The organism is Psychrobacter lutiphocae DSM 21542 (assembly GCF_000382145.1).
Classification (GTDB): domain Bacteria; phylum Pseudomonadota; class Gammaproteobacteria; order Pseudomonadales; family Moraxellaceae; genus Psychrobacter; species Psychrobacter lutiphocae.
In genome coordinates, this window is sequence record NZ_KB907622.1 from 43,571 (window position 1) to 69,373 (window position 25,803).

38 protein-coding genes are annotated in these 25,803 nt (G+C 41.5%); 32 read left to right on the forward strand and 6 right to left on the reverse strand.

The window, feature by feature from the left end; all coding sequences use genetic code 11:
- The 24 genes from rplB to rplQ all read left to right on the forward strand — a co-directional run bounded on the left by rplB (position 1) and on the right by rplQ (position 12,240).
- Entirely contained in the window at positions 1–828 is an 828-nt protein-coding gene (gene rplB / locus H140_RS0100215) for a 50S ribosomal protein L2 (protein WP_019671637.1), read from the forward strand.
- An 11-nt stretch (positions 829–839) separates the two neighbouring features.
- A complete protein-coding gene (gene rpsS / locus H140_RS0100220) occupies positions 840–1,115 on the forward strand; it encodes a 30S ribosomal protein S19 (protein WP_019671638.1) in 276 nt (91 codons plus the stop codon).
- A 10-nt stretch (positions 1,116–1,125) separates the two neighbouring features.
- Positions 1,126–1,455 (forward strand): 50S ribosomal protein L22, encoded by a 330-nt coding sequence (gene rplV / locus H140_RS0100225; protein ID WP_026348696.1) that lies wholly within the window; start codon positions 1,126–1,128, stop codon positions 1,453–1,455.
- A gap of 3 nt (positions 1,456–1,458) precedes the next feature.
- Positions 1,459–2,208 (forward strand): 30S ribosomal protein S3, encoded by a 750-nt coding sequence (gene rpsC / locus H140_RS0100230; RefSeq protein ID WP_019671640.1) that lies wholly within the window; start codon positions 1,459–1,461, stop codon positions 2,206–2,208.
- Between the two features lie 3 nt (positions 2,209–2,211).
- Positions 2,212–2,625 (forward strand): 50S ribosomal protein L16, encoded by a 414-nt coding sequence (gene rplP, locus H140_RS0100235; RefSeq protein WP_019671641.1) that lies wholly within the window; start codon positions 2,212–2,214, stop codon positions 2,623–2,625.
- A complete protein-coding gene (rpmC, locus tag H140_RS0100240) occupies positions 2,625–2,819 on the forward strand; it encodes a 50S ribosomal protein L29 (protein ID WP_019671642.1) in 195 nt (64 codons plus the stop codon). Before rplP ends, rpmC begins: the two co-directional genes overlap by 1 nt.
- The gene (gene rpsQ / locus H140_RS0100245; protein WP_019671643.1) at positions 2,819–3,106 is read left to right on the forward strand and encodes a 30S ribosomal protein S17; all 288 of its coding nucleotides are present in this window, start codon (positions 2,819–2,821) and stop codon (positions 3,104–3,106) included. Before rpmC ends, rpsQ begins: the two co-directional genes overlap by 1 nt.
- A 143-nt stretch (positions 3,107–3,249) precedes the next feature.
- Positions 3,250–3,618, forward strand: a complete 369-nt coding sequence (rplN, locus tag H140_RS0100250) for a 50S ribosomal protein L14 (protein WP_007394238.1) — start codon at positions 3,250–3,252, stop codon at positions 3,616–3,618.
- 9 nt (positions 3,619–3,627) lie between these two features.
- Entirely contained in the window at positions 3,628–3,945 is a 318-nt protein-coding gene (gene rplX / locus H140_RS0100255; RefSeq protein WP_019671644.1) for a 50S ribosomal protein L24, read from the forward strand.
- A gap of 21 nt (positions 3,946–3,966) precedes the next feature.
- A complete protein-coding gene (gene rplE / locus H140_RS0100260) occupies positions 3,967–4,503 on the forward strand; it encodes a 50S ribosomal protein L5 (protein ID WP_019671645.1) in 537 nt (178 codons plus the stop codon).
- Between the two features lie 27 nt (positions 4,504–4,530).
- On the forward strand, positions 4,531–4,836 hold the full coding sequence (gene rpsN / locus H140_RS0100265; RefSeq protein WP_019671646.1) for a 30S ribosomal protein S14: 306 nt from the start codon (positions 4,531–4,533) through the stop codon (positions 4,834–4,836).
- Between the two features lie 12 nt (positions 4,837–4,848).
- Positions 4,849–5,247 (forward strand): 30S ribosomal protein S8, encoded by a 399-nt coding sequence (rpsH, locus tag H140_RS0100270; protein WP_019671647.1) that lies wholly within the window; start codon positions 4,849–4,851, stop codon positions 5,245–5,247.
- Between the two features lie 249 nt (positions 5,248–5,496).
- Positions 5,497–6,030 (forward strand): 50S ribosomal protein L6, encoded by a 534-nt coding sequence (gene rplF / locus H140_RS0100275; RefSeq protein WP_019671648.1) that lies wholly within the window; start codon positions 5,497–5,499, stop codon positions 6,028–6,030.
- A gap of 11 nt (positions 6,031–6,041) precedes the next feature.
- Positions 6,042–6,392 (forward strand): 50S ribosomal protein L18, encoded by a 351-nt coding sequence (gene rplR, locus H140_RS0100280; RefSeq protein WP_019671649.1) that lies wholly within the window; start codon positions 6,042–6,044, stop codon positions 6,390–6,392.
- A 2-nt stretch (positions 6,393–6,394) separates the two neighbouring features.
- Positions 6,395–6,892 carry a 30S ribosomal protein S5 gene (gene rpsE / locus H140_RS0100285; protein WP_019671650.1) on the forward strand — a complete coding sequence of 166 codons (498 nt, stop codon included), beginning with the start codon at positions 6,395–6,397 and terminating at the stop codon, positions 6,890–6,892.
- A 35-nt stretch (positions 6,893–6,927) separates the two neighbouring features.
- On the forward strand, positions 6,928–7,107 hold the full coding sequence (rpmD, locus tag H140_RS0100290; protein WP_019671651.1) for a 50S ribosomal protein L30: 180 nt from the start codon (positions 6,928–6,930) through the stop codon (positions 7,105–7,107).
- A complete protein-coding gene (gene rplO, locus H140_RS0100295; protein WP_019671652.1) occupies positions 7,107–7,556 on the forward strand; it encodes a 50S ribosomal protein L15 in 450 nt (149 codons plus the stop codon). Before rpmD ends, rplO begins: the two co-directional genes overlap by 1 nt.
- A 5-nt stretch (positions 7,557–7,561) precedes the next feature.
- Positions 7,562–8,893: a preprotein translocase subunit SecY gene (secY, locus tag H140_RS0100300; protein ID WP_019671653.1), complete on the forward strand. Its 1,332-nt coding sequence runs from the start codon at positions 7,562–7,564 to the stop codon at positions 8,891–8,893.
- A gap of 43 nt (positions 8,894–8,936) precedes the next feature.
- A complete protein-coding gene (gene rpmJ / locus H140_RS0100305; RefSeq protein ID WP_007394227.1) occupies positions 8,937–9,053 on the forward strand; it encodes a 50S ribosomal protein L36 in 117 nt (38 codons plus the stop codon).
- Positions 9,054–9,252: 199 nt separating this feature from the next.
- Entirely contained in the window at positions 9,253–9,609 is a 357-nt protein-coding gene (rpsM, locus tag H140_RS0100310) for a 30S ribosomal protein S13 (RefSeq protein WP_019671654.1), read from the forward strand.
- A gap of 20 nt (positions 9,610–9,629) precedes the next feature.
- Positions 9,630–10,022 (forward strand): 30S ribosomal protein S11, encoded by a 393-nt coding sequence (gene rpsK, locus H140_RS0100315; RefSeq protein ID WP_019671655.1) that lies wholly within the window; start codon positions 9,630–9,632, stop codon positions 10,020–10,022.
- Between the two features lie 149 nt (positions 10,023–10,171).
- Entirely contained in the window at positions 10,172–10,813 is a 642-nt protein-coding gene (rpsD, locus tag H140_RS0100320; protein WP_019671656.1) for a 30S ribosomal protein S4, read from the forward strand.
- Positions 10,814–10,852: 39 nt separating this feature from the next.
- Positions 10,853–11,860: a DNA-directed RNA polymerase subunit alpha gene (locus H140_RS0100325; protein ID WP_019671657.1), complete on the forward strand. Its 1,008-nt coding sequence runs from the start codon at positions 10,853–10,855 to the stop codon at positions 11,858–11,860.
- Positions 11,861–11,880: 20 nt separating this feature from the next.
- A complete protein-coding gene (gene rplQ / locus H140_RS0100330; protein ID WP_019671658.1) occupies positions 11,881–12,240 on the forward strand; it encodes a 50S ribosomal protein L17 in 360 nt (119 codons plus the stop codon).
- 203 nt (positions 12,241–12,443) lie between these two features.
- Here the strand turns inward: rplQ and H140_RS0100335 are convergent, their stop codons facing one another.
- Both H140_RS0100335 and H140_RS0100340 read right to left on the reverse strand, forming a co-directional pair.
- Positions 12,444–13,064: an L-threonylcarbamoyladenylate synthase gene (locus tag H140_RS0100335; RefSeq protein WP_019671659.1), complete on the reverse strand. Its 621-nt coding sequence runs from the start codon at positions 13,062–13,064 to the stop codon at positions 12,444–12,446.
- A 63-nt stretch (positions 13,065–13,127) separates the two neighbouring features.
- Entirely contained in the window at positions 13,128–13,832 is a 705-nt protein-coding gene (locus H140_RS0100340; RefSeq protein WP_019671660.1) for an elongation factor P hydroxylase, read from the reverse strand.
- Positions 13,833–14,328: 496 nt separating this feature from the next.
- On the opposite strand from H140_RS0100340, the gene H140_RS0100345 reads away from it, so the two are divergent.
- The 6 genes from H140_RS0100345 to lysM all read left to right on the forward strand — a co-directional run bounded on the left by H140_RS0100345 (position 14,329) and on the right by lysM (position 18,606).
- Positions 14,329–14,895 carry a YceD family protein gene (locus H140_RS0100345; protein ID WP_019671661.1) on the forward strand — a complete coding sequence of 189 codons (567 nt, stop codon included), beginning with the start codon at positions 14,329–14,331 and terminating at the stop codon, positions 14,893–14,895.
- Between the two features lie 375 nt (positions 14,896–15,270).
- Positions 15,271–15,453 (forward strand): 50S ribosomal protein L32, encoded by a 183-nt coding sequence (gene rpmF / locus H140_RS0100350; RefSeq protein WP_019671662.1) that lies wholly within the window; start codon positions 15,271–15,273, stop codon positions 15,451–15,453.
- A 132-nt stretch (positions 15,454–15,585) separates the two neighbouring features.
- Positions 15,586–16,578, forward strand: a complete 993-nt coding sequence (fabD, locus tag H140_RS0100355) for an ACP S-malonyltransferase (protein ID WP_019671663.1) — start codon at positions 15,586–15,588, stop codon at positions 16,576–16,578.
- A 2-nt stretch (positions 16,579–16,580) separates the two neighbouring features.
- The gene (gene fabG, locus H140_RS0100360; protein WP_019671664.1) at positions 16,581–17,309 is read left to right on the forward strand and encodes a 3-oxoacyl-ACP reductase FabG; all 729 of its coding nucleotides are present in this window, start codon (positions 16,581–16,583) and stop codon (positions 17,307–17,309) included.
- Between the two features lie 199 nt (positions 17,310–17,508).
- Complete coding sequence (gene acpP / locus H140_RS0100365) at positions 17,509–17,751, forward strand: acyl carrier protein (protein ID WP_019671665.1); 243 nt, start codon at positions 17,509–17,511, stop codon at positions 17,749–17,751.
- A 351-nt stretch (positions 17,752–18,102) separates the two neighbouring features.
- Entirely contained in the window at positions 18,103–18,606 is a 504-nt protein-coding gene (gene lysM, locus H140_RS0100370) for a peptidoglycan-binding protein LysM (RefSeq protein ID WP_019671666.1), read from the forward strand.
- Between the two features lie 115 nt (positions 18,607–18,721).
- On the opposite strand, the gene queG is transcribed toward lysM, so the two are convergent.
- On the reverse strand, positions 18,722–19,894 hold the full coding sequence (queG, locus tag H140_RS0100375) for a tRNA epoxyqueuosine(34) reductase QueG (RefSeq protein ID WP_019671667.1): 1,173 nt from the start codon (positions 19,892–19,894) through the stop codon (positions 18,722–18,724).
- A gap of 78 nt (positions 19,895–19,972) precedes the next feature.
- Between queG and H140_RS0100380 the strand changes: the two genes are divergently transcribed.
- Positions 19,973–21,619 (forward strand): bifunctional ADP-dependent NAD(P)H-hydrate dehydratase/NAD(P)H-hydrate epimerase, encoded by a 1,647-nt coding sequence (locus H140_RS0100380; RefSeq protein WP_019671668.1) that lies wholly within the window; start codon positions 19,973–19,975, stop codon positions 21,617–21,619.
- A gap of 26 nt (positions 21,620–21,645) precedes the next feature.
- Here the strand turns inward: H140_RS0100380 and H140_RS0100385 are convergent, their stop codons facing one another.
- Both H140_RS0100385 and H140_RS0100390 read right to left on the reverse strand, forming a co-directional pair.
- Positions 21,646–22,914: an APC family permease gene (locus H140_RS0100385; RefSeq protein WP_019671669.1), complete on the reverse strand. Its 1,269-nt coding sequence runs from the start codon at positions 22,912–22,914 to the stop codon at positions 21,646–21,648.
- Positions 22,915–23,005: 91 nt separating this feature from the next.
- Positions 23,006–23,569, reverse strand: a complete 564-nt coding sequence (locus tag H140_RS0100390; protein ID WP_019671670.1) for an NUDIX hydrolase — start codon at positions 23,567–23,569, stop codon at positions 23,006–23,008.
- Between the two features lie 322 nt (positions 23,570–23,891).
- On the opposite strand from H140_RS0100390, the gene H140_RS15005 reads away from it, so the two are divergent.
- The gene (locus H140_RS15005) at positions 23,892–24,731 is read left to right on the forward strand and encodes an NUDIX hydrolase (RefSeq protein WP_019671671.1); all 840 of its coding nucleotides are present in this window, start codon (positions 23,892–23,894) and stop codon (positions 24,729–24,731) included.
- Between the two features lie 14 nt (positions 24,732–24,745).
- Here H140_RS15005 and H140_RS0100400 read toward each other — a convergent pair whose 3' ends face one another.
- Positions 24,746–25,789 carry a biotin--[acetyl-CoA-carboxylase] ligase gene (locus tag H140_RS0100400; protein ID WP_227672895.1) on the reverse strand — a complete coding sequence of 348 codons (1,044 nt, stop codon included), beginning with the start codon at positions 25,787–25,789 and terminating at the stop codon, positions 24,746–24,748.
- Positions 25,790–25,803 lie beyond the last annotated feature (14 nt).

Sequence of the window (25,803 nt, forward strand, 5' to 3'; positions counted from 1 at the left end):
ATGCCTATCGTAAAAGCAAAGCCAACATCACCAGGTCGTCGTTTTGTTGAAAAAGTGGTGCATCCACACCTTTACAAAGGTCGTCCGCATGCCCCACTTGTTGAATCACAAGGCAAAACTGGTGGTCGTAACAATAACGGTCGTATCACGACTCGTCACATTGGTGGTGGACATAAGCAACATTATCGTATTATCGATTTCAAACGTACTAAAGACAATATCCCAGCAACGGTAGAGCGTATCGAATACGATCCAAACCGTACTGCACATATTGCACTTCTTAAGTACGCTGACGGTGAGCGTCGCTATATTATAGCGCCAAAGAAGTTACAGGTTGGCGATACTGTATTATCAGGTGAATCTGCACCGATTCGTCCAGGTAACTGCTTACCACTAAAAAACATTCCATTGGGTACGACTATTAGTAATATCGAACTAAAAATCGGTAAAGGTGCACAGTTAGCACGTTCAGCCGGTACGTCAGTTCAATTACTAGGTAAAGAAGGTATTTACGCAATCTTACGTTTACGCTCAGGCGAAACTCGCCGCGTACACATCAATTGCCGTGCTGTTATTGGTGAAGTTTCTAACTCTGAAAATAACCTAAAATCACTTGGTAAAGCAGGTGCCTCTCGCTGGCGTGGCGTTCGTCCAACAGTTCGTGGTACAGCGATGAACCCGATTGATCACCCACACGGTGGTGGTGAAGGTCGTACGTTTGGTGTACATCCAACTACACCTTGGGGTCAGAAGACTAAAGGTCTTAAAACGCGTCATAATAAGCGTACTGACAATATGATTATCCGCCGTCGCGCCAAGAAGAAATAAGGAATAATTTCATGCCTCGTTCATTGAAAAAAGGTCCATTCATTGATGCGCATCTGTTTACCAAAGTAGAAAAAGCTATCGAGTCTAATTCTCGTAAGCCAATCAAAACTTGGTCACGTCGCTCAATGATTTTGCCACAAATGGTTGGTCTAACTCTTTCAGTTCATAATGGTCGTACACATGTACCGGTTATCATTAGTGAGCAAATGGTTGGCCATAAACTAGGTGAATTTGCCCCGACTCGCACATACCGCGGTCATGGCGTTGACAAGAAAGCAAAAAAATAAGGTGCTCACTATGGAAGTAACTGCAAAATTACGCGGTGCCGCCATTTCGGCACAAAAAGTTCGACTTGTCGCTGATGAAATTCGTGGTAAGTCTATTGAGCGTGCTTTGGATATCCTTGCGTTTAGCAACAAAAAAGGCGCAGTATTCGTCAAGAAATGTCTTGAGTCTGCAATCGCCAATGCTGAACACAACCACGGTTTAGATATCGATACACTTAAAGTATCAACTATCTATGTGGATGAAGGCATCACGCTAAAGCGTATCCTACCACGTGCAAAGGGTCGTGCTGATCGTATCAGTAAGCGTACCTGTCACATCACTGTTAAGGTAGGAGAATAATTCATGGGACAAAAAGTACATCCAATTGGAATTCGTCTTGGCGTTGTAAAAAAACACAATGCCAACTGGTATGCAGATCCTAAGCAATATTCTGAATACCTACTAAATGACCTCCAAGTACGTGACTATCTTCGTAAGAAGCTAGACAATGCTATGGTAAGTCATATTATGATTGAGCGTCCTACTGGCGCTGCTAAAATCACAATTTCAACGGCTCGCCCAGGTATCGTTATTGGTAAAAAAGGCGAAGATATTGAGAAGTTACAAAAAGAATTAACCAATATGATGGGCGTACCAGCTCAGGTTAATATCGAAGAAATTACTTCTCCAGACTTAGATGCTCGTCTAGTTGCTGAAGGTATCGCAAGCCAGTTAGAACGTCGTGTTATGTTCCGCCGTGCTATGAAGCGCGCCGTACAAAACAGTATGCGTTCAGGTGCTCAAGGTATTAAAGTTGAACTGTCTGGTCGTTTAGGTGGTGCAGAGATCGCTCGTACTGAGTGGTATCGTGAAGGTCGTGTACCTTTACATACACTTCGTGCTGATATCGACTATGCATCAGTTCGTGCAGAGACTACTTACGGAACCATAGGTGTTAAAGTATGGATATTCCGTGGTGAAATTCTAGATGGTATGGATAGCGTTTATAATCCACCAAAAGAAGATAAGACTCGTGCGCCAAAACGCCGCGGCCGTGGAAACCGTCGCAACAGTTCTGATCGTACGGACAGAGCAAACACAGATAGAGGTTAAGCTATGTTACAACCAAAACGTACCAAATTTCGTAAAATGCATAAGGGGCGTAACACGGGTTTAGCACATCGTGGTAGCACCGTTGCATTTGGTCAATTTGGCCTAAAATCAGTTGGTCGTGGTCGCATGACAGCACGTCAAATTGAAGCGGCACGTCGTACTATTACTCGTAAGGTTAAGCGCGGTGGTAAGATCTGGATTCGTGTATTCCCTGACAAGCCAATTACTAACAAACCATTAGAAGTCCGTATGGGTAAAGGTAAAGGTCCTGTTGAGTACTGGGTATGCGAAATCAAGCCAGGCAAGATGCTTTATGAGATCGAAGGGGTATCAGAGCAACTAGCACGTGAAGCGTTTACGCTTGCAGCAGCTAAGCTTCCCTTCAAAACTACCATTGTTAAGCGGACGATAATGTAATGAAGATCAGTGAATTACGCGAAAAATCAGTAGAAGAGCTGACTGGATTACTAGATGAGAAGCAACTAGATGCATTTCGTCTTCGTATGGCGAAAGCCACCGGTCAACTAGGTAGCACACACGAAGTCAGAGCCAATCGCCGTGCGATCGCTCAGATCAAGACTTTGATTAATGAAAAACAAAGAGGCGCCTAATGAGTGACGATATTCAACAAACCGAACAATCGGGCACAAGTGTAGGTATTGTTACTGGTAAGGTTGTCAGTAACAAGATGGATAAGTCAATTACAGTATTGATTGAGCGTAAAGTTCGTCACCCACTGTACGGCAAACAAATCCGTCGTTCTACAAAAATTAAAGCCCATGACGAAGATAACGTATGTAACGAAGGGGATGTGGTTCGCATTGTTGAAACCCGTCCTATCTCTAAGACTAAGTCTTGGAAGTTATTTGACGTTGTTGAGAAAGCTAAAAAAATATAAGCAAATTGCAATTGGCTTTAATTACTGGTAAAATACGCCCCCTTGTGGTCATATACCAGATAAATGACTGCTTCATGTGATATTCTTCACATGAAGTGGCATTGATTAGATTATTGCCTTTTGTAAATTATTGGAGTAACGCAATGATTCAGACTGAAACAATTCTGGAAGTTGCAGATAATAGTGGTGCACGACGCGTTCAGTGTATTAAGGTTCTAGGCGGTTCACATCGCCGTTATGCATCTGTCGGCGACATCATTAAAGTATCTGTTAAAGAAGCAATACCACGTGGTCGTGTTAAAAAAGGCGATGTAATGAATGCTGTGGTTGTACGTACCAAAAAAGGTGTACGTCGTCCAGATGGCTCAGTACTTCGTTTTGATGACAACGCTGCTGTGTTGCTTAACCAGAACAAAGCCCCGATTGCCACTCGTATCTTTGGGCCGGTAACTCGTGAACTACGTGGTGATCAATTCATGAAGATTGTATCACTAGCACCAGAAGTACTGTAGAGGTAACCCATGTCTAAATTACGTAAAGGCGACACTGTCATTGTTATTGCTGGTAAAGATAAAGGCAAGCAAGGCACTGTGCTAGCGGTAAAAAATGACCGTATCAAAGTTGAAGGCATTAACATTGTAACCAAACATCAAAAGCCAAATCCGGCAACTGGTGTTGAAGGTGGCATCGTTAAGCAAGAAGCATTTTTACATATTTCAAACGTCGCAATTTTTAATGCGCAAACCCAAAAAGCTGATCGTATTGCTTACCAGTTTGATGAAGACGGCAACAAACAACGCGTCTATCGTTCAAATGGTGAAGTAGTGGCGACTGCGTAAAACACTAAGGGTGTAATAGCAATGGCTAGATTAAAATCATTATACAATGACCAGTACAAGCAACAGATCAAAGAAGAACTGGGCTTAGAAAACGTCATGCAAGTACCAAAAATCACCAAAATTACTCTTAATATGGGTGTTGGCGGTGCTTCACAAGATAAGAAGCTTTTAGAAGGTGCCGTAGCGGACATGACTGCAATTGCAGGTCAGAAGCCGGTTATCACAAAAGCTCGTAAATCTGTCGCAGGCTTTAAAATTCGTGAAGAGTGGCCAATTGGTTGTAAAGTGACACTTCGTGGCGAGCAAATGTATGAGTTTTTAGATCGTCTCATTGCTATCGCTATTCCACGTATCCGTGACTTCCGTGGCTTTTCACCAAAAGCTTTCGATGGTCGTGGTAATTACTCTTTAGGTATTAAAGAGCAAATCGTTTTCCCAGAAGTTGATTATGACAAGATAGATCGTCTTCGTGGACTTGATATCACTATCACGACGTCTGCTCAAGATGACGAGCAAGGTCGCGCACTGCTTAAAGCATTCGGCTTCCCGTTTAAATAGCATAATAGCAATAGGATTTAAAGCATTATGGCAAAAAAGAGCATGATTAATCGCGAATTAAAACGCGAGAAAATGGTCGCTAAGTATGCTGAGAAGCGTGCAAAGCTTAAAGCAATTATTAGTGACATTAACGCAAGTGATGAAGAGAGAATGGATGCCATTCTTGAGCTTCAGTCACTACCACGTAACTCGTCTCCAGTAAGATTACGTAACCGTTGTGGTGTTACTGGTCGTCCTCATGGTTACTTCCGTAAGTTTGGTTTATCACGTAACATTTTACGCGAACGCGTAATGCAAGGTGATGTTCCAGGCGTTCGTAAAGCAAGTTGGTAAGGGAGTAATACTATGAGTATGCAAGATACAGTTGCTGATATGCTAACCCGTATCCGTAACGCACAAATGGCACGTAAAGTTTCAGTTTCTATGCCAAGTTCAAAGCTACGTAAATCAATTGCTGACTTACTAGTAGATGAAGGTTACATCGCTTCAGCTGAAGTAACTGATGAAGCCAATGGCAAAGCAACATTAAGCATTGAATTAAAATACTTTGAAGGCAAGCCTGTTATCGAAGTATTGAAACGTTATAGCCGTCCAGGACTACGTCAATATCGTGGTAAAGACGCTATTCCATCAGTACAGCAAGGTTTAGGCGTTGCTATCGTTTCTACTAGCCAAGGCATTATGAGTGATCGTGCTGCACGTAAAGCTGGTATTGGCGGCGAAATCATCGCATTTGTGGCTTAAACTAATTAAAAATCATTAATTAGTGGGCGACTAAACTAATAATTATATTATTTAACTTTTTAATGCCTTATTTATCAGTTATAATAGGCGCCTTTATTTAGGCCAATAACCACAGTGTGGTATTGAAATAAAAAGCTTGAGTAGTATAAAGCTGATTATTTAAATTAACAGGCCTAGTGCCTGTTAATTTTTTCATAATCATTCGTTATTTATTTGTTATTAAGATTTATCTTATTAAGGAACTACCCTATGTCTCGTGTGGCTAAAGCCCCAGTAGCACTGCCTAAAGGCGTAAGTGTTACTTTGAACGGTCAGCAGGTTGAAGTTAAAGGCAGCAAAGGTACAATGTCTTTACACCTGCATGATTTGGTCGAGCTAAAACAAGAAGAAGATCAACTGGTCTTATCACCTGTTTCAGACTCAAAAGAAGCTTGGATGCATACTGGTACAATGCGTTCAACCTTGAATAACTATGTAATTGGCGTTTCTGAAGGCTTTGAAAGAAAGCTACAACTGATTGGTGTTGGTTATCGTGCGCAAGTTGCGGGTAATAAAGTAACCTTACACGTTGGTTTCTCACACCCAGTAGAATATACCTTACCAGAAGGGGTAACTGCTGAAACACCAAGCCAAACTGAAATCGTTTTAAAATCAAACGATAAGCAAGCTTTGGGTCAAGCTGCTGCGAAAATCCGCGGTTATCGTCCGCCTGAACCTTATAAAGGTAAAGGTATCCGTTATAGCGACGAGCATGTGGTTCGTAAAGAAGCTAAGAAAAAATAAGGTGAAATGACATGTTTGATAAAAAAGCTGCTCGCTTACGTCGAGCTAAGAAAACACGTGCCCACATCCGTCATTTAGGTGTGCATCGTTTAGTTGTTAACCGTACTCCACGCCATATTTATGCTCAGATTATCTCACCAACTGGTGGAGAAGTATTGGCTCAAGCATCAACGCTTGACAGCACTTTACGCTCTGGCGCTACAGGTAACGTTGACGCAGCATCTGCTGTTGGTAAACTTATCGCTGAACGTGGAAAGTCTGCTGGTATCACTAAAGTCGCGTTTGACCGTAGTGGTTTTAAATATCATGGCCGCGTGAAAGCATTAGCAGAAGCCGCTCGTGAAAATGGATTGGAGTTTTAATCATGGCTAAAGTAGAACAAAATGACGGTTTAGTAGAAAAATTAGTTTCTGTTGACCGTGTATCTAAAGTAGTAAAAGGTGGACGTATTTTCTCATTCACCGCATTAACTGTTGTTGGTGATGGTAATGGCCGTGTTGGTTTTGGACGTGGTAAAGCTCGTGAAGTGCCAGCTGCTATACAAAAAGCACTTGAAGCTGCCAAGCGTAATATGATCACAGTAGATCTTGACGGCGTTACTTTACAACATCCAATCGTTGCTCGTCATGGTGCTAGTAAAGTATACATGCAGCCAGCTAACGAAGGTACCGGTGTAATTGCTGGTGGTGCTGTACGTGCTGTATTAGAATCAGCTGGTGTTGAAGACGTATTGACTAAGTGCTACGGTTCAACGAACCCAACAAACGTAGTCCGTGCAACATTTAATGGTTTACGTGATATGTCGTCACCTGAAAAGGCGGCTGCCAAACGTGGTAAATCTGTAGACGAAATCTTGGGCTAACCATTTTTTTAGAAATATATAGTAGGTGAGTTACGATGAAAACAATGAAAGTTACTCAAATTAAATCTGGTGCCCATCGCCTCAAGAGCCATAAAGCTTGTCTTAAAGGCCTTGGATTACGCCGTATTGGTCACACAGTTGAAGTTGAAGACACCCCTTCAACCCGTGGAATGGTGAATCGCATCAATTACATGGTTAAAGTGGAGGAAGCGTAATGGGACTTAAGTTAAACGAATTATCACCCGCAGTTGGTGCTAAAAAAACAGCACATCGTAAAGGACGTGGCATCGGTTCTGGTCTTGGTAAAACAGGTGGCCGTGGTGTTAAGGGTCAAAAATCGCGTTCTGGTTCAAGCATCAGCCCAGGCTTTGAAGGCGGTCAAATGCCTTTATATCGCCGTGTACCAAAATACGGTTTTACCAGTCAAATGGCACTAACCACTGCTGAAGTACGTTTGTCAGAATTAAACAAAATTGATGGTGATGTTGTCAGCGTTGAGACCCTTAAAGAAGCTAATATCATTCGTCGTGATATGAAGCGTGCACGTATCATTTTATCTGGTGAAGTGAACAAAGCCTATACATTTAAAGGTGTTAAAGTGACCAAAGGTGCTAAAGCTGCTATTGAAGCTGCTGGTGGCACAATTGAGGAAACACAGGAGTAAGTTAAATGGCTAAGCAATCTGGCCCTACTTCTGCCATTCCAATGAATCCACTCGTCTTTATTCGTAAGTATGATGAGCTTTGGAGTCGCTTGTTATTTTTGATGGGGGCGTTGGTTGTTTACCGTTTGGGTTCACATATTCCAGTACCTGGTATTAATCCGGTTAGCCTAGCAGAGCTGTTTTCGCGTAATGAAAACACCATTTTGAGTATGTTTAATATGTTCTCAGGTGGTGCTTTGGAGCGAATGTCTATCATGGCACTCGGTATCATGCCGTACATCTCTGCTTCGATTATCGTTCAAATGATGTCGGCAGTTATGCCGCAATTAGAAGCATTAAAGAAAGAAGGTGAATCGGGACGGCGTAAACTGAACAAGTACACGCGTCAAGGCACTCTCTTTTTGGCATCTATCCAAGCCATCTTTATGTGCACCGGGTTGATCAGTCAAAATCTAACCCTGTCATCAGGGCTAACATTTTATATCCCTGCTGTGAGTTCACTTGTAGCAGGTGCCATGTTCTTGATGTGGCTAGGCGAGCAGATTACAGAACGCGGTGTCGGTAATGGGATATCAATGCTGATTTTTGCTAGTATTGTATCCAGTGTCCCAAGTATGTTAGGTCAGTCTTTTGAGATGGTAAAAACCAACCCTCAAAGCTTGATTGTCCTGCTGATATTCGCTGTGTTAGGTATCGCAGTGACAGCGGGTATTGTGTTTATTGAAAGAGCGCAACGTCGTATTCCAGTCAACTATGCACAAAAACAACAACTCGGGCGTAAAGTTTATGCCAGCCAACAGTCGCATTTGCCACTAAAGATTAATATGGCTGGGGTTATTCCAGCTATTTTTGCCAGTGCTTTGTTGATGTTTCCAGCCAGTTTAGGTCAGTGGGTTGGTAGTTCCGCAGATCCAAGCATGTGGGAGCAGTTTTTACAAACCATGTCACTTGTACTAGCACCAGGGCAACCGCTATATTTAGTCTTGTTTGGTGCGATGATTATTTTCTTCTGTTATTTTTACACGGCGCTAGTATTTAGCCCACGTGAAGTAGCAGAGAACTTGAAGCGTAGTGGTGCTTATATTCCTGGTATTAGACCTGGATTACAAACACAGCGTTATTTAGATCATGTATTAAATCGCCTGACCTTTATTGGTGCTATTTATATGACAGTGATCTGTTTAATGCCGATGCTATTACAGTCTTCATTTGGCATACCTTTCCATTTAGGTGGAACCTCACTGTTAATTATGGTAGTTGTAGTGATGGACTTTATTTCCCAGCTACAAGCTCACTTAATGACACATCAATATCATGATCAGACGTTGATTAAATAGGTTTAACACTTATTAATTAGTGTCTGTTCAATAGGAGATTATTATGAAAGTTCAAGCATCTGTAAAAAAGATCTGTGGTAGCTGCAAAGTAGTTCGCCGTAAAGGTAAAGTACATGTTATCTGCAAAGCAGAACCACGTCATAAACAGCGTCAAGGTTAATTCGAAATTTGTTTCATGTTGTTTTTAGCAACAAATTTCACGTTTACTCTTGAATAATGAAGGCGGATGAGTTATCATCCGCCACTTGCCGTCGTTTGTAATCTTTTAACTAGGATTTTACAAATGGCAAAATCTGAAACATAAGTCTATTAACTGCCCAGTGTGGTTAGACTCATTTTTCACAACTGGAGAGAAATCAATGGCTCGTATTGCCGGCGTCAACATCCCGGATAACAAGCATGCAGTGATTTCATTGACTTATATCTTTGGTATTGGTCGTACTACCGCTAAGCAAATCTTAGATGCGGTTGGTATTGAACCTACGACTAAAATTGGTCAATTAGATGACACGCAGCTTGATGCTATCCGTGCACAAATTGGTAACTACATGGTTGAAGGTGACCTTCGTCGTGAAGTTTCAATGAATATTAAGCGTTTGGTCGATTTAGGTTGTTATCGTGGTATTCGTCACCGCCGTAACTTACCTGTAAGAGGTCAAAACACGAAGAATAACGCTCGTACTCGTAAGGGTCCGATTCGTTCAATTAAAAGATAATTAACTTAGGAAGCTAAAAGATGGCAAAAGACACCCGTGGTCGTAAAAAAACGGCACGTCGTTCGGTATCCGAGGGCGTAGCCCACATTCATGCGTCTTTTAATAACACCATTGTAACGATTACTGATCGTCAAGGTAATGCATTGGCTTGGGCCACCTCAGGTGGACAAGGCTTCCGTGGTTCACGTAAATCAACACCATTTGCAGCTCAGGTTGCAGCAGAAGTCGCTGGTAAAACAGCTCAAGAAACTTATGGTGTGAAAAATGTCGATGTTCTGGTTAAAGGTCCAGGGCCGGGTCGTGAGTCTGCGGTAAGAGCTTTAGGTGCATTAGGTTATAAAATTAACAGCATATCTGATGTAACCCCAATCCCACACAACGGTTGCCGTCCGCCTAAAAAGCGTCGCGTATAACTAGTGTTGCCGTATCTGCCACTATATAACACAATTTATTAGATTTAAATTTATTGATTAAATTGTATATAGCGCAAGTGCGGTGTGTGAATTAAGACGAAATTACCGTTACAAGTTACTATTAAGACGTAACTCAAGGAGACACAAGCATGGCCCGTTATATAGGTCCAAAATTAAAGTTGTCGCGTCGTGAAGGTACTGATTTACAATTAAAATCAGGTGTTAAACCTTATGACGTTAAAACTAAAAAAGCAGGTCGCGTACCTGGTCAGCATGGCAATACTCGCAATAAAGCCTCTGAATACTCATTGCAGCTACGCGAAAAACAAAAAGTTAAGCGTATGTATGGCGTATTAGAGCGTCAGTTTGCTAACTACTATAAAGAATCAGCACGTGCTCGCGGTGCAACTGGTGAAAACCTACTGCAAATGCTTGAGCGCCGCTTAGATAACGTTGTTTATCGTATGGGGTTTGGTTCAACACGTGCAGAAGCACGTCAGTTGGTTAGCCATCGTGCCGTTATGCTAAAAAGAGCTGGTCGTGATGAATTTGTTCGCGTGAACATTCCATCTATCCAAGTTCAAGATGGCGATATCATCGCTATCCATGAAAAAGCGAAAGAACAGTTACGTATTAAGAATGCTATCGAATTAGCTACTCAACGCGGTATCCCTGAGTGGTTAGATGTTGATCATAGCAAAATGCAAGGTACATTTAAGCAAGCGCCAGATCGTATAGATCTACCTGCAGAAATCACCGAAAGCTTAATCGTTGAATTGTACTCTAAATAATCGCTAACAATAATTTGATTAACTAATCGAGGTGACAAAATGATGCTAAATGCTACTGAGTTTCTGACCCCTAATGCCATTAATGTGGATGCGGTTGATGAAACCAATGCAAAAGTCACGCTCGAGCCGTTAGAACGCGGCTTTGGGCATACCTTAGGTAATGCCCTACGTCGTATTCTTTTATCTTCATTGCCTGGTGCAGCCGTTATTGAAGCAGAGATAGAAGGTGTAGATCATGAATATTCTACCCTGGAAGGTCTGCAAGAAGACGTTTTAGATTTATTATTAAACTTAAAAGGTCTTGCAATTACAATGCACGATCAAAATGAAGTGTTTTTAACGCTAGACAAAAAAGGTCCTGGCACTATCACTGCGGCAGATATCGAACTGCCACATAATGTTGATATTGTTAATCCTGATTTAGTTTTAGGGACACTTGGCGAGCGTGGTCACTTAAAAATGCGCTTACGTGTGGTTATGGGTCGTGGTTATGAGCCTGCTAACTTGCGCCGTGAAGATGGTGACACCAAAGCGATTGGCCGCTTGAAACTGGATGCTAGTTTTAGCCCAGTTGCCCGCGTGGCTTATCAAGTTGAAAATGCTCGTGTTGAACAGCGTACGGATCTTGACCGTTTAATCATTGAGTTAGAAACTAATGGTACGATCGATCCAGAAGAAGCCATTCGCAAAGCAGCAACCATTTTGCAGCAACAAATCTCTATTTTTGTAGATTTAGAAGCAGAAGAAGCGCCAGAGCCTGTGAAAGAAAAAGAAGAGGTTGATCCTGTGCTACTACGCCCAGTCGATGACCTTGAACTAACGGTTCGTTCAGCTAACTGTTTAAAAGCTGAAAACATTTACTATATCGGCGATTTGGTACAACGTTCAGAGACTGAACTATTAAAAACACCAAACCTTGGTAAGAAATCATTAACTGAAATCAAGGACGTATTAGCGTCTAAAGGTCTTGAGTTGGATATGCGTCTAGAAAATTGGCCACCAGCAGACCTACGAGTTGATGATCGCTTTTCTTATCGTAGCCGTTAAACTATAAAGGATATTTGACCATGCGACATCGTAAGAGTGGAGTAAAGCTGGGTCGTACCGGCAGCCATCGTAAGGCAATGTTCCAGAACATGACAAACTCTTTGTTTGAACATGAACTGATTAAAACAACATTACCGAAAGCAAAAGAGCTGCGCCGCGTAGCTGAGCCTTTAATTACTTTGGCAAAAGAAGATTCTGTTGCAAACCGCCGTTTGGCTTTTAGTCGTATGCGCGACAAAGCTATGGTTGGTAAGTTATTTGGTACTTTAGGCCCACGTTATCAAGATCGTCCAGGTGGATACTTGCGTATTATCAAATGTGGTAATCGTGATGGTGATAATGCACCTATGGCCTATGTTGAGCTAGTAGATCGTGACTAATATTTGATTGGGTTTTAGAACTCAATTTAGTATCAGCAATCTATTGGCCTATGTGCTAAAAAAGAACCTCAGTAACTGTTTAAATTAATGTTATTAAACATGATTTAAGTTAGTTGCTGAGGTTTTCTTATGTCAACTTGTTGTGGTATGAAGCAAGCTATTATTTATCAGCTTAATACAAATATTTGTCTGCTATCACGCTATTAGCTAACAATCTCAGTTACATCTGCAGCGCCTTGACGTATTAATTCTGGGGGGAATTTAGTCATATCAACTACTGTGGTTAGTTTGGTAGTCAGAATACCTGCGTTTATCAATACATCGACATTATTGTATAGCTTTTCTTCGATATCGAATGGATCATCTAATGCAAGCTCCATATTAGGTAGTATTAATGAGCTGGTTAAGATAGGTTCACCCATCTTTTCTAATAATGCTTGTGCAATTGGATTTTCTGGTACTCTAATCCCTATGGTTTTCTTTTTGGGATGTGATAGTTTTTTTGGTACATCTTTCGTGGCTTCAAGAATATATGTAATTGGAGCAGGGGTATGGGCTTTAAGTAGCTTAAACTGTTGGTTATCAACTGTGGCGTAGGTAGCAATTTCACTGAGATCACGGCAAAGTAAAGTGAATTGGTGTTTGTCATCAAGTTGTCGTATTAAACGTAGCTTTTCAATCGCATGCTTTGAGCCAATTTTGCAACCAAAGGCATAGCTGGTATCAGTTGGATAGATAATAAGCTCATCTTTGTTTAGAGCATCAACGACTTGGCTAATGAGTCGTGGCTGCGGGTTTTCTGGGTGAATGTATAAGGTTTGCATGTGATAACTCCTTGTTTGTGTCCGTCATACAGTAGGTAAAATATAAGCAGTCAGACAATGTAGCTAGCTTTCTGTTAGTGTATCATGACAAACATAAGCCAGTGCAGTTAAAAGCGTCCGTGCGTCTTTAGGTATAGTCTCAGGATGCTGGATATAGTGCTTAGTCTGTGCAAAAACGTCAACGGCAAAGGTGCTTTGGCTGGTATCAAAGTTAGCATGTAAGTTATCTTGCGATACATTAAAGCGCCTGCCACACATTAGGCTGAACAAACACTCGATCGCTTGCGGTTTTATTTCAACTTTTTCAAATGCGTGTTGCTGTGCTTCGGTACGTCCATCGGGTGCATACCAGTAACCAAAATCGGGTAGGGTGCGCCGATGAGCGCCTGCAATAGACCAGTGGCTAATCTCGTGCAGTGCACTTTGAAAAAAACCATGTGCAAACTCAATGCGAGCAGGTTGCTGCTTATCTGCTTCAGCGGGGAAATATTCGGGCTCATGCAAACCACGAGCCAGTATGACGTTCTGATCTGCAAATAATAGATTGAACAGAGTTATCAACCATTCCACTTGTTGTGCTTCAATAGACTCTAAGCTGACTTGTGCATGTCGCTGAATTTCAATAGTATGTTGCCATTGTTGTTTTAACTGAATCAGTTGCTCATGCTGCTGGCTTATTGAGGTATTTGCTTGTTGTAGCAGTACCTTTTGCAGTTTTTTAATCGGTAAATCAATAAAGTTGGGTGTGGTGTCATTGCTAGTTAACATATTATTTTCAAAAACCTATTTGGCTGTACTTTATATTAGAGGTTTAAAATATAGTAGTGATTTAAAATAAACGGGCTATCATTGTATTAATACCAAATCTGAAAATTAAGATATCGAGGAAAAAGAGTGCAAACGCTACAAGTAGTAGGTTTAGCGAGTTTGACAAAGATAGGTTATTTTTCAGAAAAGGTATAACACTATGATTATAACATTACCCAGTGAACCGCTGCTAAAGAGCAGACGGCTGATGACAGTCACAACAGGTAGACAGTTAAAAAAGACAGCTAAAAAAAGACAGTTTCAAGAGCCAGTTTCAAGAGCCTGTTGAAAAAGCCAAAAGAGCCAGTTGCAAGAAACAGTGGGCTTGAAACCTTAGCTTTAGCAACTCATATAGATATAAATAGCCTTAGATAGGAATCCCTTTAATCAACACGCAACTTGGCTGATTAAAGTAGACGACATTCAAAAATACTTTTAAAATTAAATGGATACAACATTGAAAAATACTACTGAAAAAAGTGCTGCTACCTTACCAAACCATGTTAATTTAGAAAAATGGGAAGAGGTAGGCTATACTTGGTCAGGTTCGGTAAGCCCAAGTCAGTTTAAGCGACTGCTGGATATTGTGCCTGAACAATATCAGGATCAGCCGATTGAATTGGTTTGTGAGTTAAACAAGCAAGGTCAATTGTTGGCATTGAATCTAAGTTTTACCGGTGATATCTGGACAATTTGTCAGCGCTGTTTAAATCCACTCAATATTGATGTGACTCATGATGCGCAGTTGATTTTATTGCAGCGTGAAGAGCAGCAAAGCTTGGTAGATGAGGCGGATGACTATCTGCTGCTAGAAGAGCTTCTAGCTGAGCAACCTGAAAATAAAAAAGGTGATCGTTTATTGCCACTGAAAAAGCTGGTTGAAGACGAGCTTTTACTTGATGTGCCTTTGTCTGCTAAACATGATGATTGTGAAATGGCAGTGGTGCAAGTGGGTGAAATCGTTGAAGAAGAGGCAGAAAATCCATTTGCTGCTTTGGCCTCATTAAAAGGTAAGTTGTCTTAAGCCGGCTCAGTTGCTGTGAGATAAGATAGCAGCTGAATGATGTTGTTAATAGTTGTAATCTAAGCCTCAGAGACTATAATACACAGTGACAAAAAGTGACATTTGTCACTGTTAGTAGACTCCCTTAACGATTAGCCCTTTATTTTATCTGATAAAGGGAGTATAATCCCTCGTTTATTATTCCCAGATTTTCAACCTATTTGATTTTTAATAAGAGTTGCTCTTATTGAGGTCAATAGAGAACTCATTTTGCAAGGTGTATTGGCTCTTAATTTATTAGATAATTGTCATGAACTTTTATTGTTGTTAACAGTTATTTGCATAATATTAGAGTCTATATTGTTTGCAGTATATTTTAGAATAGGAGCAAGACCCATGGCTGTTCAAAAAAGTCGTAAAAGCCGCTCACGCCGTGATATGCGTCGTTCACACCACCATATGACTGTTGCTGAGATTAGTATCGATGCTACTACTGGTGAAAAACATCGCCGTCATCACATGACTAAAGATGGTTTTTACCGTGGTCGTCAGCTGTTCAAAGCAAACCAAGAAGATTAATTACTCACTATCTTAGATGATAGTGGTGTAATATAAGAGCTAAGTCTTACTAATAAGTATAAGTTATTAGTGGTACTTGGCTCTTTTTTTTGTATCTCTCTTTAGATATCTTTAGAAAAAAGAAGGCTTATAATGTCATTTAAACAATCGCAAGTAGTTAAGAAACAAGGTCAAATCGAAATGCCACGTCGAATAGCTGTTGTTTTTCCTGGTCAGGGCTCACAAGCGGTAGGCATGCTAAATGAGCTGGCTGAAGTGTATCCTATCGTAGAGCAAACCTTTAATGAAGCTAGTGAGGCTTTAGGCTTTGATTTGTGGGCTATCTGCCAAGACGAAGTTGAATTAGCAAAAACTGAATATACTCAGCCAGCGCTATTGACAGCCAGTATCGCTGTTTGGCGCATACTGCAAGAAGCCACTGATATTGAGCCTATTTATTTGGCAGGCCACTCATTAGGTGAGTATAGTGCATTATGTGCTGCTGGAGCCATTTGTTTAGCAGACGCTGTAAAACTGGTGCATGCACGTGGTCAATTGATGCAACAGGCTGTGGATGGTATCGCAACTAAAATGGCAGCAGTGTTGGGATTGGATAATAATCAAGTCATTAGTATTTGTGAGCAAATTGAAAGTAACAATGATGATGCTATCGTTAGTCCTGCTAACTTTAATAGCCCAGGACAAGTGGTAGTAGCAGGTAACCTTAGAGGTATGGAAATCTTAAGCCAACAAATACAGTGTACTGGTAAACGTATGGTACCGCTTAAGGTCAGTGTGCCATCGCATACAGCTTTGATGCAGCCAGCTAGTGAGGCCTTAGCTGAAAAACTGGCAGAGTGTGAGTTTCAGTCACCCAATATACCTGTCATTCAAAACAGAGATGCTAGTGAAGAAAAAACAATTATAGCCATTAAAAAAGCGCTAGCAGAGCAGTTGAGCCATCCTGTATTATGGACTCAGACAATGCAAAAGTTAGCAGATAAACATATCAATTTAATTATTGAATGCGGAGCAGGGACGGTATTAAGCAATCTAGCAAAGAGACAAGAAACGCCTATTACAGCGTATGCTACTGACAAGCCAGAGCGTCTCACTAAGCTATTTGAAAAACTAAATGAGGAGTAGTTATGAGCCGTACAATTACCTTAGTGACTGGTGCCAGTCGCGGTATTGGTAAAGCTATTGCCAAGAGATTTGCCAAGGAAGGGCATTTTGTGATTGGGACTGCAACCACAGTAGAAGGTGCGCAGTCGATTGATGAGTATTTGCATGATGCTGGTGGCATTGGTCGAGTTTTAAATGTCACTGATCAAGAGCAAATTGATAAGCTGTTTGAAGAGATTGAAAGTGTCTATGGTAGTGTACAGGTACTGGTTAATAACGCTGGTATCTCGCAAGATGGTTTGCTAATACGCATGAAAGATGAAGATTGGGATAAGGTGCTCAATACTAACTTAACTTCAATTTATCGTATGAGTAAGCGCGCTATCAAAGGCATGATGAAAGCACGTAAAGGCAGAATTATTAATATCACCTCTGTGGTAGCACAAATGGGTAACGCCGGTCAGGTCAACTATGCTGCCACCAAAGCAGGTGTTGAAGGCTTTAGTCGGACCTTGGCACGTGAAATCGGCTCTAGGCAAGTGACGATTAACTGTGTTGCACCAGGTCTTATTGAGACTGACATGACAGATGAGCTGGATGAGCGTTTACTAAACTCTATGCTAGATGCAGTACCAGTAGGGCGTTTGGGTCAGCCAGAGGATGTTGCGGCGGCGGTATCCTTTTTAGCCAGTGATGAAGCCAGCTATGTCACAGGTGCTGTAATTCCAGTTAATGGTGGTATGTATATGTAAAAAAATGTCGGTATTTGCAATAAAGTTGCAGACATGAGCATTTATTATTGCTAAAATGAGTGAACAAGTGTACATTAAGTCCTAGGCCATTAGGTAGATATGGTCATACAAGGTTGCTAACCTTATCAATTTAATTTACCATTAACTTATTTATAGTATGATACGATAAATTTAGAGACGACAACTAAAGGAAGTTTTTATGAGCGATGATATTGAATTAAAAGTAAAATCAGCAGTGGCTGAGCAGTTAGATGTTGATATTGATGATATTAAAAATGAGTCTTCATTTATCAATGACTTGGGTGCTGATTCACTGGATCTAGTAGAGCTGGTAATGACTTTTGAAAATGATTTTGACATCACTATTCCTGATGATGATTCTAACGAAATTACCACAGTACAAAAAGCGATAGATTATATTAAGTCAAAGCTAGAATCATAATTTTGACTTAACCTATAAGCCTTAAGCTTTAGTTTTGCAAAAGACCACCTTATGAGTGATTCATAAGGTGGTCTTTTTTTGATGGTTATCAGTTATGTTTATTATTAGTAATTTGTTGTTAATAAGTAGTGTTTTTAATAATAAAAACCTGGTTGAAATTAACATGAATTCAGATATGATAAATACAAGCTATATTAGTAGTTATTTAATTTAAAAGTAAACTTAGATAACTTACAACATAGTTTAGCAACATAGTTTAGGACATAAGGCTGATTTAGAACGTAACACTAAATATTTACATAGCTAACATCTAAATTTAGAGTTCAAAAATAACAACATTAGGAGAATACCATGGGTATGTTTAGTTTTGCCAAAGATATTGGCGATAAAATTTTTAATCGTGATGATGCAAAAAAAGAAACCGAATCAAAAGCCGATGCCGCAAATGCACCTGCTGCGACGGAGCCTTCTGCACAGTCTGTTGCTAACCTATTATTAAAGCGTATTCAGCAACAAAACTTAGATATTTCTGAGTTAAAAGTAAAATTCAATGGCGCCACAGACACCGCTGAAATCAGTGGTAAGGCAAAAACGCAAGCTGATCGTGAGAAAGCCATCATTGCTGTGGGGAATGTACAGTATGTCGCCAAAGTGGTTGATAATATTGATATTGAGCAAGATGCGCCTGAGTCGGCCATGTATACAGTTAAATCTGGTGACACCTTGTCAAAAATTGCGCAAGAGGTGTATGGTTCAGCGAATGAATATAACAAAATCTTCGAAGCGAATAAGCCAATGCTTTCAGATCCTGATAAAATCTATGTAGGTCAGGTTCTGCGTATTCCAAAGCCATAAATATTATTAGGATACAGTCCCTAATGGCTAGGGTTTGAGTAGATAATAATTGACAAAGCCACTGACACAGTCGGTGGCTTTTTTTATCCCTAATACACTGAGACAAAAATACGTCTTAAATTGAGCTGTGTCCCGTTTTTGATAGTTGCTCATTAATGGCCCAATGAATGTGTTCATCAAGCATGTCATTATGCTTGCCAAGACGCTGTTGTAATGCCTGAATGTGCACCTGTGCAAAAGGTGCATTACCAATAGCAATGGATAAGTTACGCAAAAAATTAACATAGCCTGTGCGCCTTATGGGGCTACCTTCGGTATATTTTAAAAACATATCTTCAGTCCACTGCCATAAGTCTAGCAATAGGCTGTTATCCAAATTATGGCGGGCATGAAAGTCATCAATAGGGCTAACTTTGGCATAGCGATTCCAAGGACAAATGAGTTGGCAATCATCACAGCCAAAGATTCGGTTGCCAATGGCTTTACGGTATTGCTTGTCAATCACTCCATCATGCTCAATAGTCAAATAAGAGATGCAGGCTTTTGCCTTGAGCTGATAAGGGGCGATGATGGCTTGAGTTGGGCAAATATCAATACAGGCCTGACAGCTACCACAATGTGCGCTAGTCGGTTTGTCTTCAGGCAACTCTAGGCTTAAAAACAACTCTCCAAGCACAAAAAATGAGCCAGCTTGACGGTTAATTAACAAGGTATGCTTGCCAGTCCAACCCATGCCTGCTGCATCTGCTAACGGGCGTTCAAATATGGGTGCAGAATCACTAAAAGGACGAAATACAAAAGGGCGCTCAGCACTGATTTTTAAATGTTGCCACTGAGGTAGCATATTTGCAATTTGTTGCGCCAGCTTTTTGAGACGTGAACGCATCACTTTATGATAGTCACGTCCTCGTGCATAGCGAGCAATGATCGCATAATTTGGACGTAGGTTGTCTTCAATACGCCTAGGCTTAGGTGTGACTTCAAGATAGTCCATCCTTACTGAAATAATGGTGCGAGCGCCTGCTACTAAAAGCGCAGGGTTTGCACGTTTATCATGGTTTTTTTCCATAAAGGTAAGTTGACCATGATAGTCTTGCGCCAGCCATTTTTCTAATCCTTGCATCTGTGCCTCAAATACTGGATTATCAACACTGATAAAGCCACAATCAGCAAAGCCCAGTGCTTGCGCCTGTTGTCGGATCCAGATTTTGACATCATCTGGATGTTGAAAAGGATTAATGGCTATCGCACTGTCGTCTTGTATAGGACTGGTGTTACCGTTCAGCATCATAAACTTAGGCTCAAGGCTTAACTAAAGCGTTATGATAAGTGATAATAACAAGAAAACAAAGGGAGTCGTCCATATATGCTAACGTCAGATACAAGTGCTACTAGTGAGCGCATACCGTCGGTTCAGGTACAGGTGCCACAGAAGTCATTACCTTTATTTGTACCTAAGCAAGTTTATGCTATTGAAAAGCAGTGGTTTGCACAAGGCAATCCTAGCTATGGCCTGATGCAACAGGCTGCTTGGCAAATGGCACAGTGGATAGATCAAACCTATCACCCAAGTAGGAAAGTTAGCGTCTGGGTGGGTAATGGCAATAATGGCGGTGATGGCTGGCTAGTGGCCTGTTATTTGACTCAGATGGGTAGAGTAGTGCAAGTGATTGAAGTGGCAGAAGCGACCAGTACAGATGCGATTTCTGCTAAGTATCAAGCCATTAAGCAAGGTGTGCGGACAACTCGGTTATTAGATATTCTACCGAATCTGGTTCTATTATCTGCAGATATTATGATTGATGCCTTATTTGGTATTGGCTTGGATCGTGCGCCAAAAGGGCAGTATGCAGAGGCGATAGTTGCCATCAATAAATTAAGAGGACGGCAAGCCTCATATCAGGGGCGGCATGCTGTAAGGACAGTTATCAGCCTTGATGTGCCTAGCGGCTTGGTTTGTAGTACAGGGCAGGTGTTTGATGGCTGTGCGGTAAAGGCAGATGTCACCTTGTGTTTGGTAGCACGTAAGTTGGGGCTACATATCAAGGATGGCCCAGATTATAGCGGTCAAGTACTAGACTTTCCACTGATTCCAAGTGTGCTAGAGATGTCGCCGACTGCTAGGTTATTACAAGGTGCCACGCCCATGACCTCAAGGGCGTATAACTCACACAAAGGCAGCTTTGGCCATGCGCTGATTATCGGTGGTAATCAGGTTGCTGGCTCGCAAGGCATGGGCGGTGCAGCGCTACTGTCTGCCAGTAGTGCACTATCTGCTGGTGTTGGTAAGCTGACGGTGGCTTGTCATTCAGCTTTTCATGGTAGCTTAATTACCAAATTACCCAATGCCATGAGTTTAAATTTACAGGATGTGGCTGGGGTCAAGGCGCTGATTGCTGAGTGCGATACAGTGGCAATCGGGATGGGAATGGGGCGTGACACATCAAGCTTACAGCTATGTCATCAATACTTACAAGCAGTACTAGATAGTAACGCAGATCTGATTATTGATGCAGATGGCTTGTTTCATTTGGCGACTTTGACCCAAACTCATCCTCAGCTTATCAAGCAATTGCAGGCTCATGCGAATACACATCAAGTTTGGTACACACCGCACAGTGGCGAAGCGGCTAGATTATTAAATATAACGTCAGCACAGGTTGAGGCTGATAGGGTCAGCGCTATTTCTCAGCTGGCACAGCGATATCAGGGCAGCTGGCTGCTCAAAGGTGTGGGTTCTTTGGTGCTAGATCAGCAACAGCTTTATGTGTGTGCAGCTGGCAATCCAGGGATGGCTACCGCAGGCATGGGCGATGTGCTCTCTGGGTTGGCACTTGGCTTGTTGGCACAAGTTGATTTATCACAGCAGCAACGTAGTTTGCAGCAAGCAGTGATGATCCATGCGCTAGCTGGTGACTTAGGCCAGCAGCGTCTAGGAGAGTGGGCGTTACAAGCCAATGACATGGCGGCCTTGATTGGTATAGTGTTGAAGCAGTTGTATGACCTGCGATAAAGTTGTTATCAACGTTAATGCTAGTGCTAACGTTGTTTTAGCTGATGTACTACCCAGCCGAGTGCCATTAACAAAAGTGGAATCAAGGTTAGCCAGCCAAAGCCTGTGATTAAAAAGCCACAACTGGCCAAGCCTAAAATGCCAATTAAGTAAGCAAACCAGCCTTTATTTAATTTTAAATAACACACAATAGACAGCACATAGACCAAGATAAAGTTTTGGTTGACTAATGCCAGTCCATTTTCTAGAGGCAGAATGCCACTAAATACCAGGTAGCAGACCAAACACAATGCTGCTCCTGTGGTCAGGACACTGGCTTTAGGAATACCGTTTGCACTTAGCTTACTTAGGTATATGGGTAGAATTTGTGCTTTGCCCGACGCGTACAGTGAGCGACTGCAAGCGAATACCCATGCGTTCACATTGGCCAAGATAATGAGTACAATTAGTGCATAAGCAATACGCTCAAAGGGCGTGTTTTCTAATAATGCAAGCAGTCCAGTAACACCACTGACTGAAAAATTGTTGATCGCAGCGCCAGCCGTTAATACCGCTAAGGATAGATAAATGGCGCTGACGATGACAAATGCCCAAGCATAAATCCATTTAATCGCTCGCTTGGTAGCTTCAGTATCACTGCCACTGATTTCTTCACTACCAAAGCTCATATTTTCCCAGCCTAAAAACGCCCAAAATATAATGGCACAAACCGCCCACATACTTTCAAAAGAGACGCTATCGATATGATGAAAAGCATTGGCATAGACGACAAGGCCGGAAGCTAAAAAGTTGTGATGCGCTAAGATCATAAGCCCAATTAGGATAATCAAAGAGGCAACTGAGAGCGTGTTGAGCCAGCCTGAGGGTTTTAGACCCAAATAATTAACTAAGATAGACAGCGCTAAGATGCCCCAAATTAGCCATAATAAGTCTTGATCTGCTAGGCCTAATATTTGCTGCAAATACATGCCGCCCATATAAATACCAAGCGGAATACCAAAAGTGAAGGTCACTGCTAATAGCAATCCCACAGCAGTTTCAGCCCATTGCCCAATAGCAAGGCCTGCAAAGGTTGCGACACCGCCTGCATTACGTACTTGCAATGACAGCTGCATAAAGATGACAACCAGCGGAATGGATAGCAAAATAGAGGCAATCCAACCTAAGGCTGCTACTTCAATACCACCAATTTTTACCGCTAGTCCAGGCAGGCATAACAATCCTGATCCAACCAAGCTACAAATGGCGAGCACCACCCCTTGTGGGATGCTCATATTTTTTTGTAATGAACTCATAAGACACTAATCTTAGCGGATGAATACAGACTCTTAAACATCCTTACAAATGAGGATTAAAGGTAAGATAAAAATAAAAACACGCCCTAAATTAAAAGCGTTTGATACTCTTATCTTTTGGAATTACTTCTTGATGAATTGGGAACTTAGCATGATCATCAAGAGACTGACGGTCATTAAAATAGTGCTTTAAAGTACGTCTTACTGCCTCAAACGCAATCTCATCCCAAGGAATATCGTCTTCAGAAAAAAGCGCACACTCTAGGCTTTCAGGGCCTACATCGAACTTTCCATCTTGCAACTCATTTAGATAGAGGACATAAATCTGACCAATATGAGGCAAATCATATAAGCAGTATAAATGTGGGTTAATAGCAATGGCATCGGCCTCTTCAACCGTTTCACGTGCTGCGCCTTCGGCCATGGTTTCACCAATCTCCATAAAGCCAGCTGGAAGTGTCCAATAACCGTACCTGGGTTCAATAGCACGGCGGCATAAGAGAACTTTGTCTTGATGGATGACCACAGCACCACAAATGACTTTTGGGTTTTCGTAATGAATAAAACCACAGTTAGGACATACCAAGCGAATATTATGATCACCCTCTGGAATTTTATGTTCTGCTTGATGCCCACATTGTAAACAGTATGCCATTTGCATTGCCCTCATGATTATTAATGTGTTAGTTAATGTGTTAGTGTTTTAGTTATTAAACATCACTCTCAACTTTTGGCGTAAGCAGTGGCTTTATTTAGCCCAGCATATTTGATTAAAAGTTGAAAGTTGCATTTTGTTGGCTTTTTGCTTGCTTGTGATAATGGTATTTAAACTATTGATTGCTTGTTCAGACTATTGATTACTTGCTTAGCTAATTTTATCAAGATAGCATACTTATAGTTGATGCGTTAGTCTAGCTAATTGCAATCGTTAACGGTATATTAGCTGTTATGTTTTACAACAAGATTGACACTTTGCAATGGCTAATAACTCAAACACTCATCATGATAATCTTAATGATGTTGAACATAAAAAAACCACCTTGTCTGCTCGTTTTGAAGAACTGGCTATCGTTTTGCCAGAACAAATTACCCAGCCAACCTTAAAGCAGTTGGTGACTCGGGTTCAGCATAGTATGTTGCGACTACCGTTAGCACCACGACAGCGGTCAAGTGATACACAGCAGCCACTAGGTGAGATTACGCAGGCCAATAGATTGCTGCAACAGATGATAGCTACCCCCAATGCGGATGCAGCGGTGCTGGTGTTGATTACCAATGAGCCGCAGCCGAAGATGCTATTAACTCGCCGAGCAGCGCATTTAAGCAGCCATGCCGGTGAAGTGTCTTTTGCTGGTGGTAAGCATGAAGATGGAGATGGTAACAATGTGGTGACTGCCTTGCGTGAGGCTTGTGAAGAAACAGCTTTACCACCCAAAAAGGCACAAATCGTTGGTCAACTTCCAACAGAAGTCTCCAAAAAAGGACTTATTGTGCGTCCCATTGTTGCTTTAGTTGAGCCACCTATTACTTATGTACCTGAGCTAGGAGAGATTGCACGTCTTTTTTGGGCCGATTTTGAACAGTTGATTACCCAGCCGATTACAGATTATATTCTGCCTTATAAGCTAGGTGAGCAGACGATTATGATCAAAACTCCCAGTTGGCAAGTTGATGGTGAAGTCGTTTGGGGGTTAACTGGGCGCATCTTAGCAAGCTTGTTAAAAATAGGTTTTGATCGAGAAGTGCCTTGGTACTATCAGCCAGTAAGCAGTGAGCAAACAATAAACAGCGAAAGCGATAGCAGCAAGTCAGACTAAATACCATGATTAGACTAATAGCCGATCAGGCGTATCGTGCCAGTATAGATATCTATGGTAGTCGCTGCTTGTGCTGCATCAATAGGACGTATTTTTAAGCTTCCATCAGCGTTGATACCCTGTACCACACCTTGTAATATTTTTGAGGTTTGCAGTGCTTGGGTCTGTGTAGCGCTGGCCTGAGCCCACAGCATTTGGTTGATATAGACTTGACGATTTGATAATACATTAACACTCTCATAGTCGTTGATAAATCTGGATAGGGCATAAGGATTGTGGGTAAAGCTACTAAACTGAGAAATTGCCCGTAATAAAGAGGCGCTAACCGCAGTATAAAGGTCTTTTGCGCGTGGTATGTTGAATGCATTTTTTCTAGGCTTAGAGAAGCTTGTATTCGGTGAGACTAAGGAGTTGTTTAAATTGGATACGGCGCTATTAGAGGTAGCTGCTTGATTTTTCTCGACAACTCTAGTTTGTTCGACAATTTGAGACAAACTAATGGCTTGATAATCCATCCCTTCTTTGGTTTTTTCACACAATATTGGTGAAGCGCTGATATTAATACCGACACCCACCACTATGCCGATAATTTTATTATCGCTAATGACGGGTTCAATCAAAATTCCTGCTAATTTATAAAAACTGGTTGTGCTACTTGAGTCTAGTTGATAGTAGCCGATATCATTAGCCCATTTAACACCGATTGACGGTAGTTTTAGTGCATAGCGCTGACGATTAAGCTGCTGAATAATAGGTAGCTGAGTTAAATGGTATCCAATCACTAGAGATAGTAAGCCAGATAAAGGCACTTGCAACGGGTGATATAAAGACAAATAAATATTACCAACCGGCGATTGCCAACTGCGGGTGTGTTGTCCACGACCAGAGGTTTGCATATCGGCAGTTAGCATATAAGGCTTGGTGTTGTTGATTTTTCCTGAGGCTAAGTCTTGTAATAAGACGGTATTGGTTGAGGTGCAAGTGGCAACATGCTGATGGGTGACAGATGTATTTTGAGTAAAAGATAAGGGGCTAAAAGCAGGCATATTGTTAGACATAAAATGAGTTTGTA

Excerpts from the sequence above, each read along its gene's own strand:
- rplB (WP_019671637.1), top strand. The coding sequence starts at position 1 with ATGCCTATCGTAAAAGCAAAGCCAACATCACCAGGTCGTCGTTTTGTT.
- rpsS (WP_019671638.1), top strand. The coding sequence starts at position 840 with ATGCCTCGTTCATTGAAAAAAGGTCCATTCATTGATGCGCATCTGTTT.
- rplV (WP_026348696.1), top strand. The coding sequence starts at position 1,126 with ATGGAAGTAACTGCAAAATTACGCGGTGCCGCCATTTCGGCACAAAAA.
- rpsC (WP_019671640.1), top strand. The coding sequence starts at position 1,459 with ATGGGACAAAAAGTACATCCAATTGGAATTCGTCTTGGCGTTGTAAAA.
- rplP (WP_019671641.1), top strand. The coding sequence starts at position 2,212 with ATGTTACAACCAAAACGTACCAAATTTCGTAAAATGCATAAGGGGCGT.
- rpmC (WP_019671642.1), top strand. The coding sequence starts at position 2,625 with ATGAAGATCAGTGAATTACGCGAAAAATCAGTAGAAGAGCTGACTGGA.
- rpsQ (WP_019671643.1), top strand. The coding sequence starts at position 2,819 with ATGAGTGACGATATTCAACAAACCGAACAATCGGGCACAAGTGTAGGT.
- rplN (WP_007394238.1), top strand. The coding sequence starts at position 3,250 with ATGATTCAGACTGAAACAATTCTGGAAGTTGCAGATAATAGTGGTGCA.
- rplX (WP_019671644.1), top strand. The coding sequence starts at position 3,628 with ATGTCTAAATTACGTAAAGGCGACACTGTCATTGTTATTGCTGGTAAA.
- rplE (WP_019671645.1), top strand. The coding sequence starts at position 3,967 with ATGGCTAGATTAAAATCATTATACAATGACCAGTACAAGCAACAGATC.
- rpsN (WP_019671646.1), top strand. The coding sequence starts at position 4,531 with ATGGCAAAAAAGAGCATGATTAATCGCGAATTAAAACGCGAGAAAATG.
- rpsH (WP_019671647.1), top strand. The coding sequence starts at position 4,849 with ATGAGTATGCAAGATACAGTTGCTGATATGCTAACCCGTATCCGTAAC.
- rplF (WP_019671648.1), top strand. The coding sequence starts at position 5,497 with ATGTCTCGTGTGGCTAAAGCCCCAGTAGCACTGCCTAAAGGCGTAAGT.
- rplR (WP_019671649.1), top strand. The coding sequence starts at position 6,042 with ATGTTTGATAAAAAAGCTGCTCGCTTACGTCGAGCTAAGAAAACACGT.
- rpsE (WP_019671650.1), top strand. The coding sequence starts at position 6,395 with ATGGCTAAAGTAGAACAAAATGACGGTTTAGTAGAAAAATTAGTTTCT.
- rpmD (WP_019671651.1), top strand. The coding sequence starts at position 6,928 with ATGAAAACAATGAAAGTTACTCAAATTAAATCTGGTGCCCATCGCCTC.
- rplO (WP_019671652.1), top strand. The coding sequence starts at position 7,107 with ATGGGACTTAAGTTAAACGAATTATCACCCGCAGTTGGTGCTAAAAAA.
- secY (WP_019671653.1), top strand. The coding sequence starts at position 7,562 with ATGGCTAAGCAATCTGGCCCTACTTCTGCCATTCCAATGAATCCACTC.
- rpmJ (WP_007394227.1), top strand. The coding sequence starts at position 8,937 with ATGAAAGTTCAAGCATCTGTAAAAAAGATCTGTGGTAGCTGCAAAGTA.
- rpsM (WP_019671654.1), top strand. The coding sequence starts at position 9,253 with ATGGCTCGTATTGCCGGCGTCAACATCCCGGATAACAAGCATGCAGTG.
- rpsK (WP_019671655.1), top strand. The coding sequence starts at position 9,630 with ATGGCAAAAGACACCCGTGGTCGTAAAAAAACGGCACGTCGTTCGGTA.
- rpsD (WP_019671656.1), top strand. The coding sequence starts at position 10,172 with ATGGCCCGTTATATAGGTCCAAAATTAAAGTTGTCGCGTCGTGAAGGT.
- H140_RS0100325 (WP_019671657.1), top strand. The coding sequence starts at position 10,853 with ATGATGCTAAATGCTACTGAGTTTCTGACCCCTAATGCCATTAATGTG.
- rplQ (WP_019671658.1), top strand. The coding sequence starts at position 11,881 with ATGCGACATCGTAAGAGTGGAGTAAAGCTGGGTCGTACCGGCAGCCAT.
- H140_RS0100335 (WP_019671659.1), bottom strand. The coding sequence starts at position 13,064 with ATGCAAACCTTATACATTCACCCAGAAAACCCGCAGCCACGACTCATT.
- H140_RS0100340 (WP_019671660.1), bottom strand. The coding sequence starts at position 13,832 with ATGTTAACTAGCAATGACACCACACCCAACTTTATTGATTTACCGATT.
- rpmF (WP_019671662.1), top strand. The coding sequence starts at position 15,271 with ATGGCTGTTCAAAAAAGTCGTAAAAGCCGCTCACGCCGTGATATGCGT.
- fabD (WP_019671663.1), top strand. The coding sequence starts at position 15,586 with ATGTCATTTAAACAATCGCAAGTAGTTAAGAAACAAGGTCAAATCGAA.
- fabG (WP_019671664.1), top strand. The coding sequence starts at position 16,581 with ATGAGCCGTACAATTACCTTAGTGACTGGTGCCAGTCGCGGTATTGGT.
- acpP (WP_019671665.1), top strand. The coding sequence starts at position 17,509 with ATGAGCGATGATATTGAATTAAAAGTAAAATCAGCAGTGGCTGAGCAG.
- lysM (WP_019671666.1), top strand. The coding sequence starts at position 18,103 with ATGGGTATGTTTAGTTTTGCCAAAGATATTGGCGATAAAATTTTTAAT.
- queG (WP_019671667.1), bottom strand. The coding sequence starts at position 19,894 with ATGCTGAACGGTAACACCAGTCCTATACAAGACGACAGTGCGATAGCC.
- H140_RS0100380 (WP_019671668.1), top strand. The coding sequence starts at position 19,973 with ATGCTAACGTCAGATACAAGTGCTACTAGTGAGCGCATACCGTCGGTT.
- H140_RS0100385 (WP_019671669.1), bottom strand. The coding sequence starts at position 22,914 with ATGAGTTCATTACAAAAAAATATGAGCATCCCACAAGGGGTGGTGCTC.
- H140_RS0100390 (WP_019671670.1), bottom strand. The coding sequence starts at position 23,569 with ATGGCATACTGTTTACAATGTGGGCATCAAGCAGAACATAAAATTCCA.
- H140_RS15005 (WP_019671671.1), top strand. The coding sequence starts at position 23,892 with ATGGCTAATAACTCAAACACTCATCATGATAATCTTAATGATGTTGAA.
- H140_RS0100400 (WP_227672895.1), bottom strand. The coding sequence starts at position 25,789 with ATGTCTAACAATATGCCTGCTTTTAGCCCCTTATCTTTTACTCAAAAT.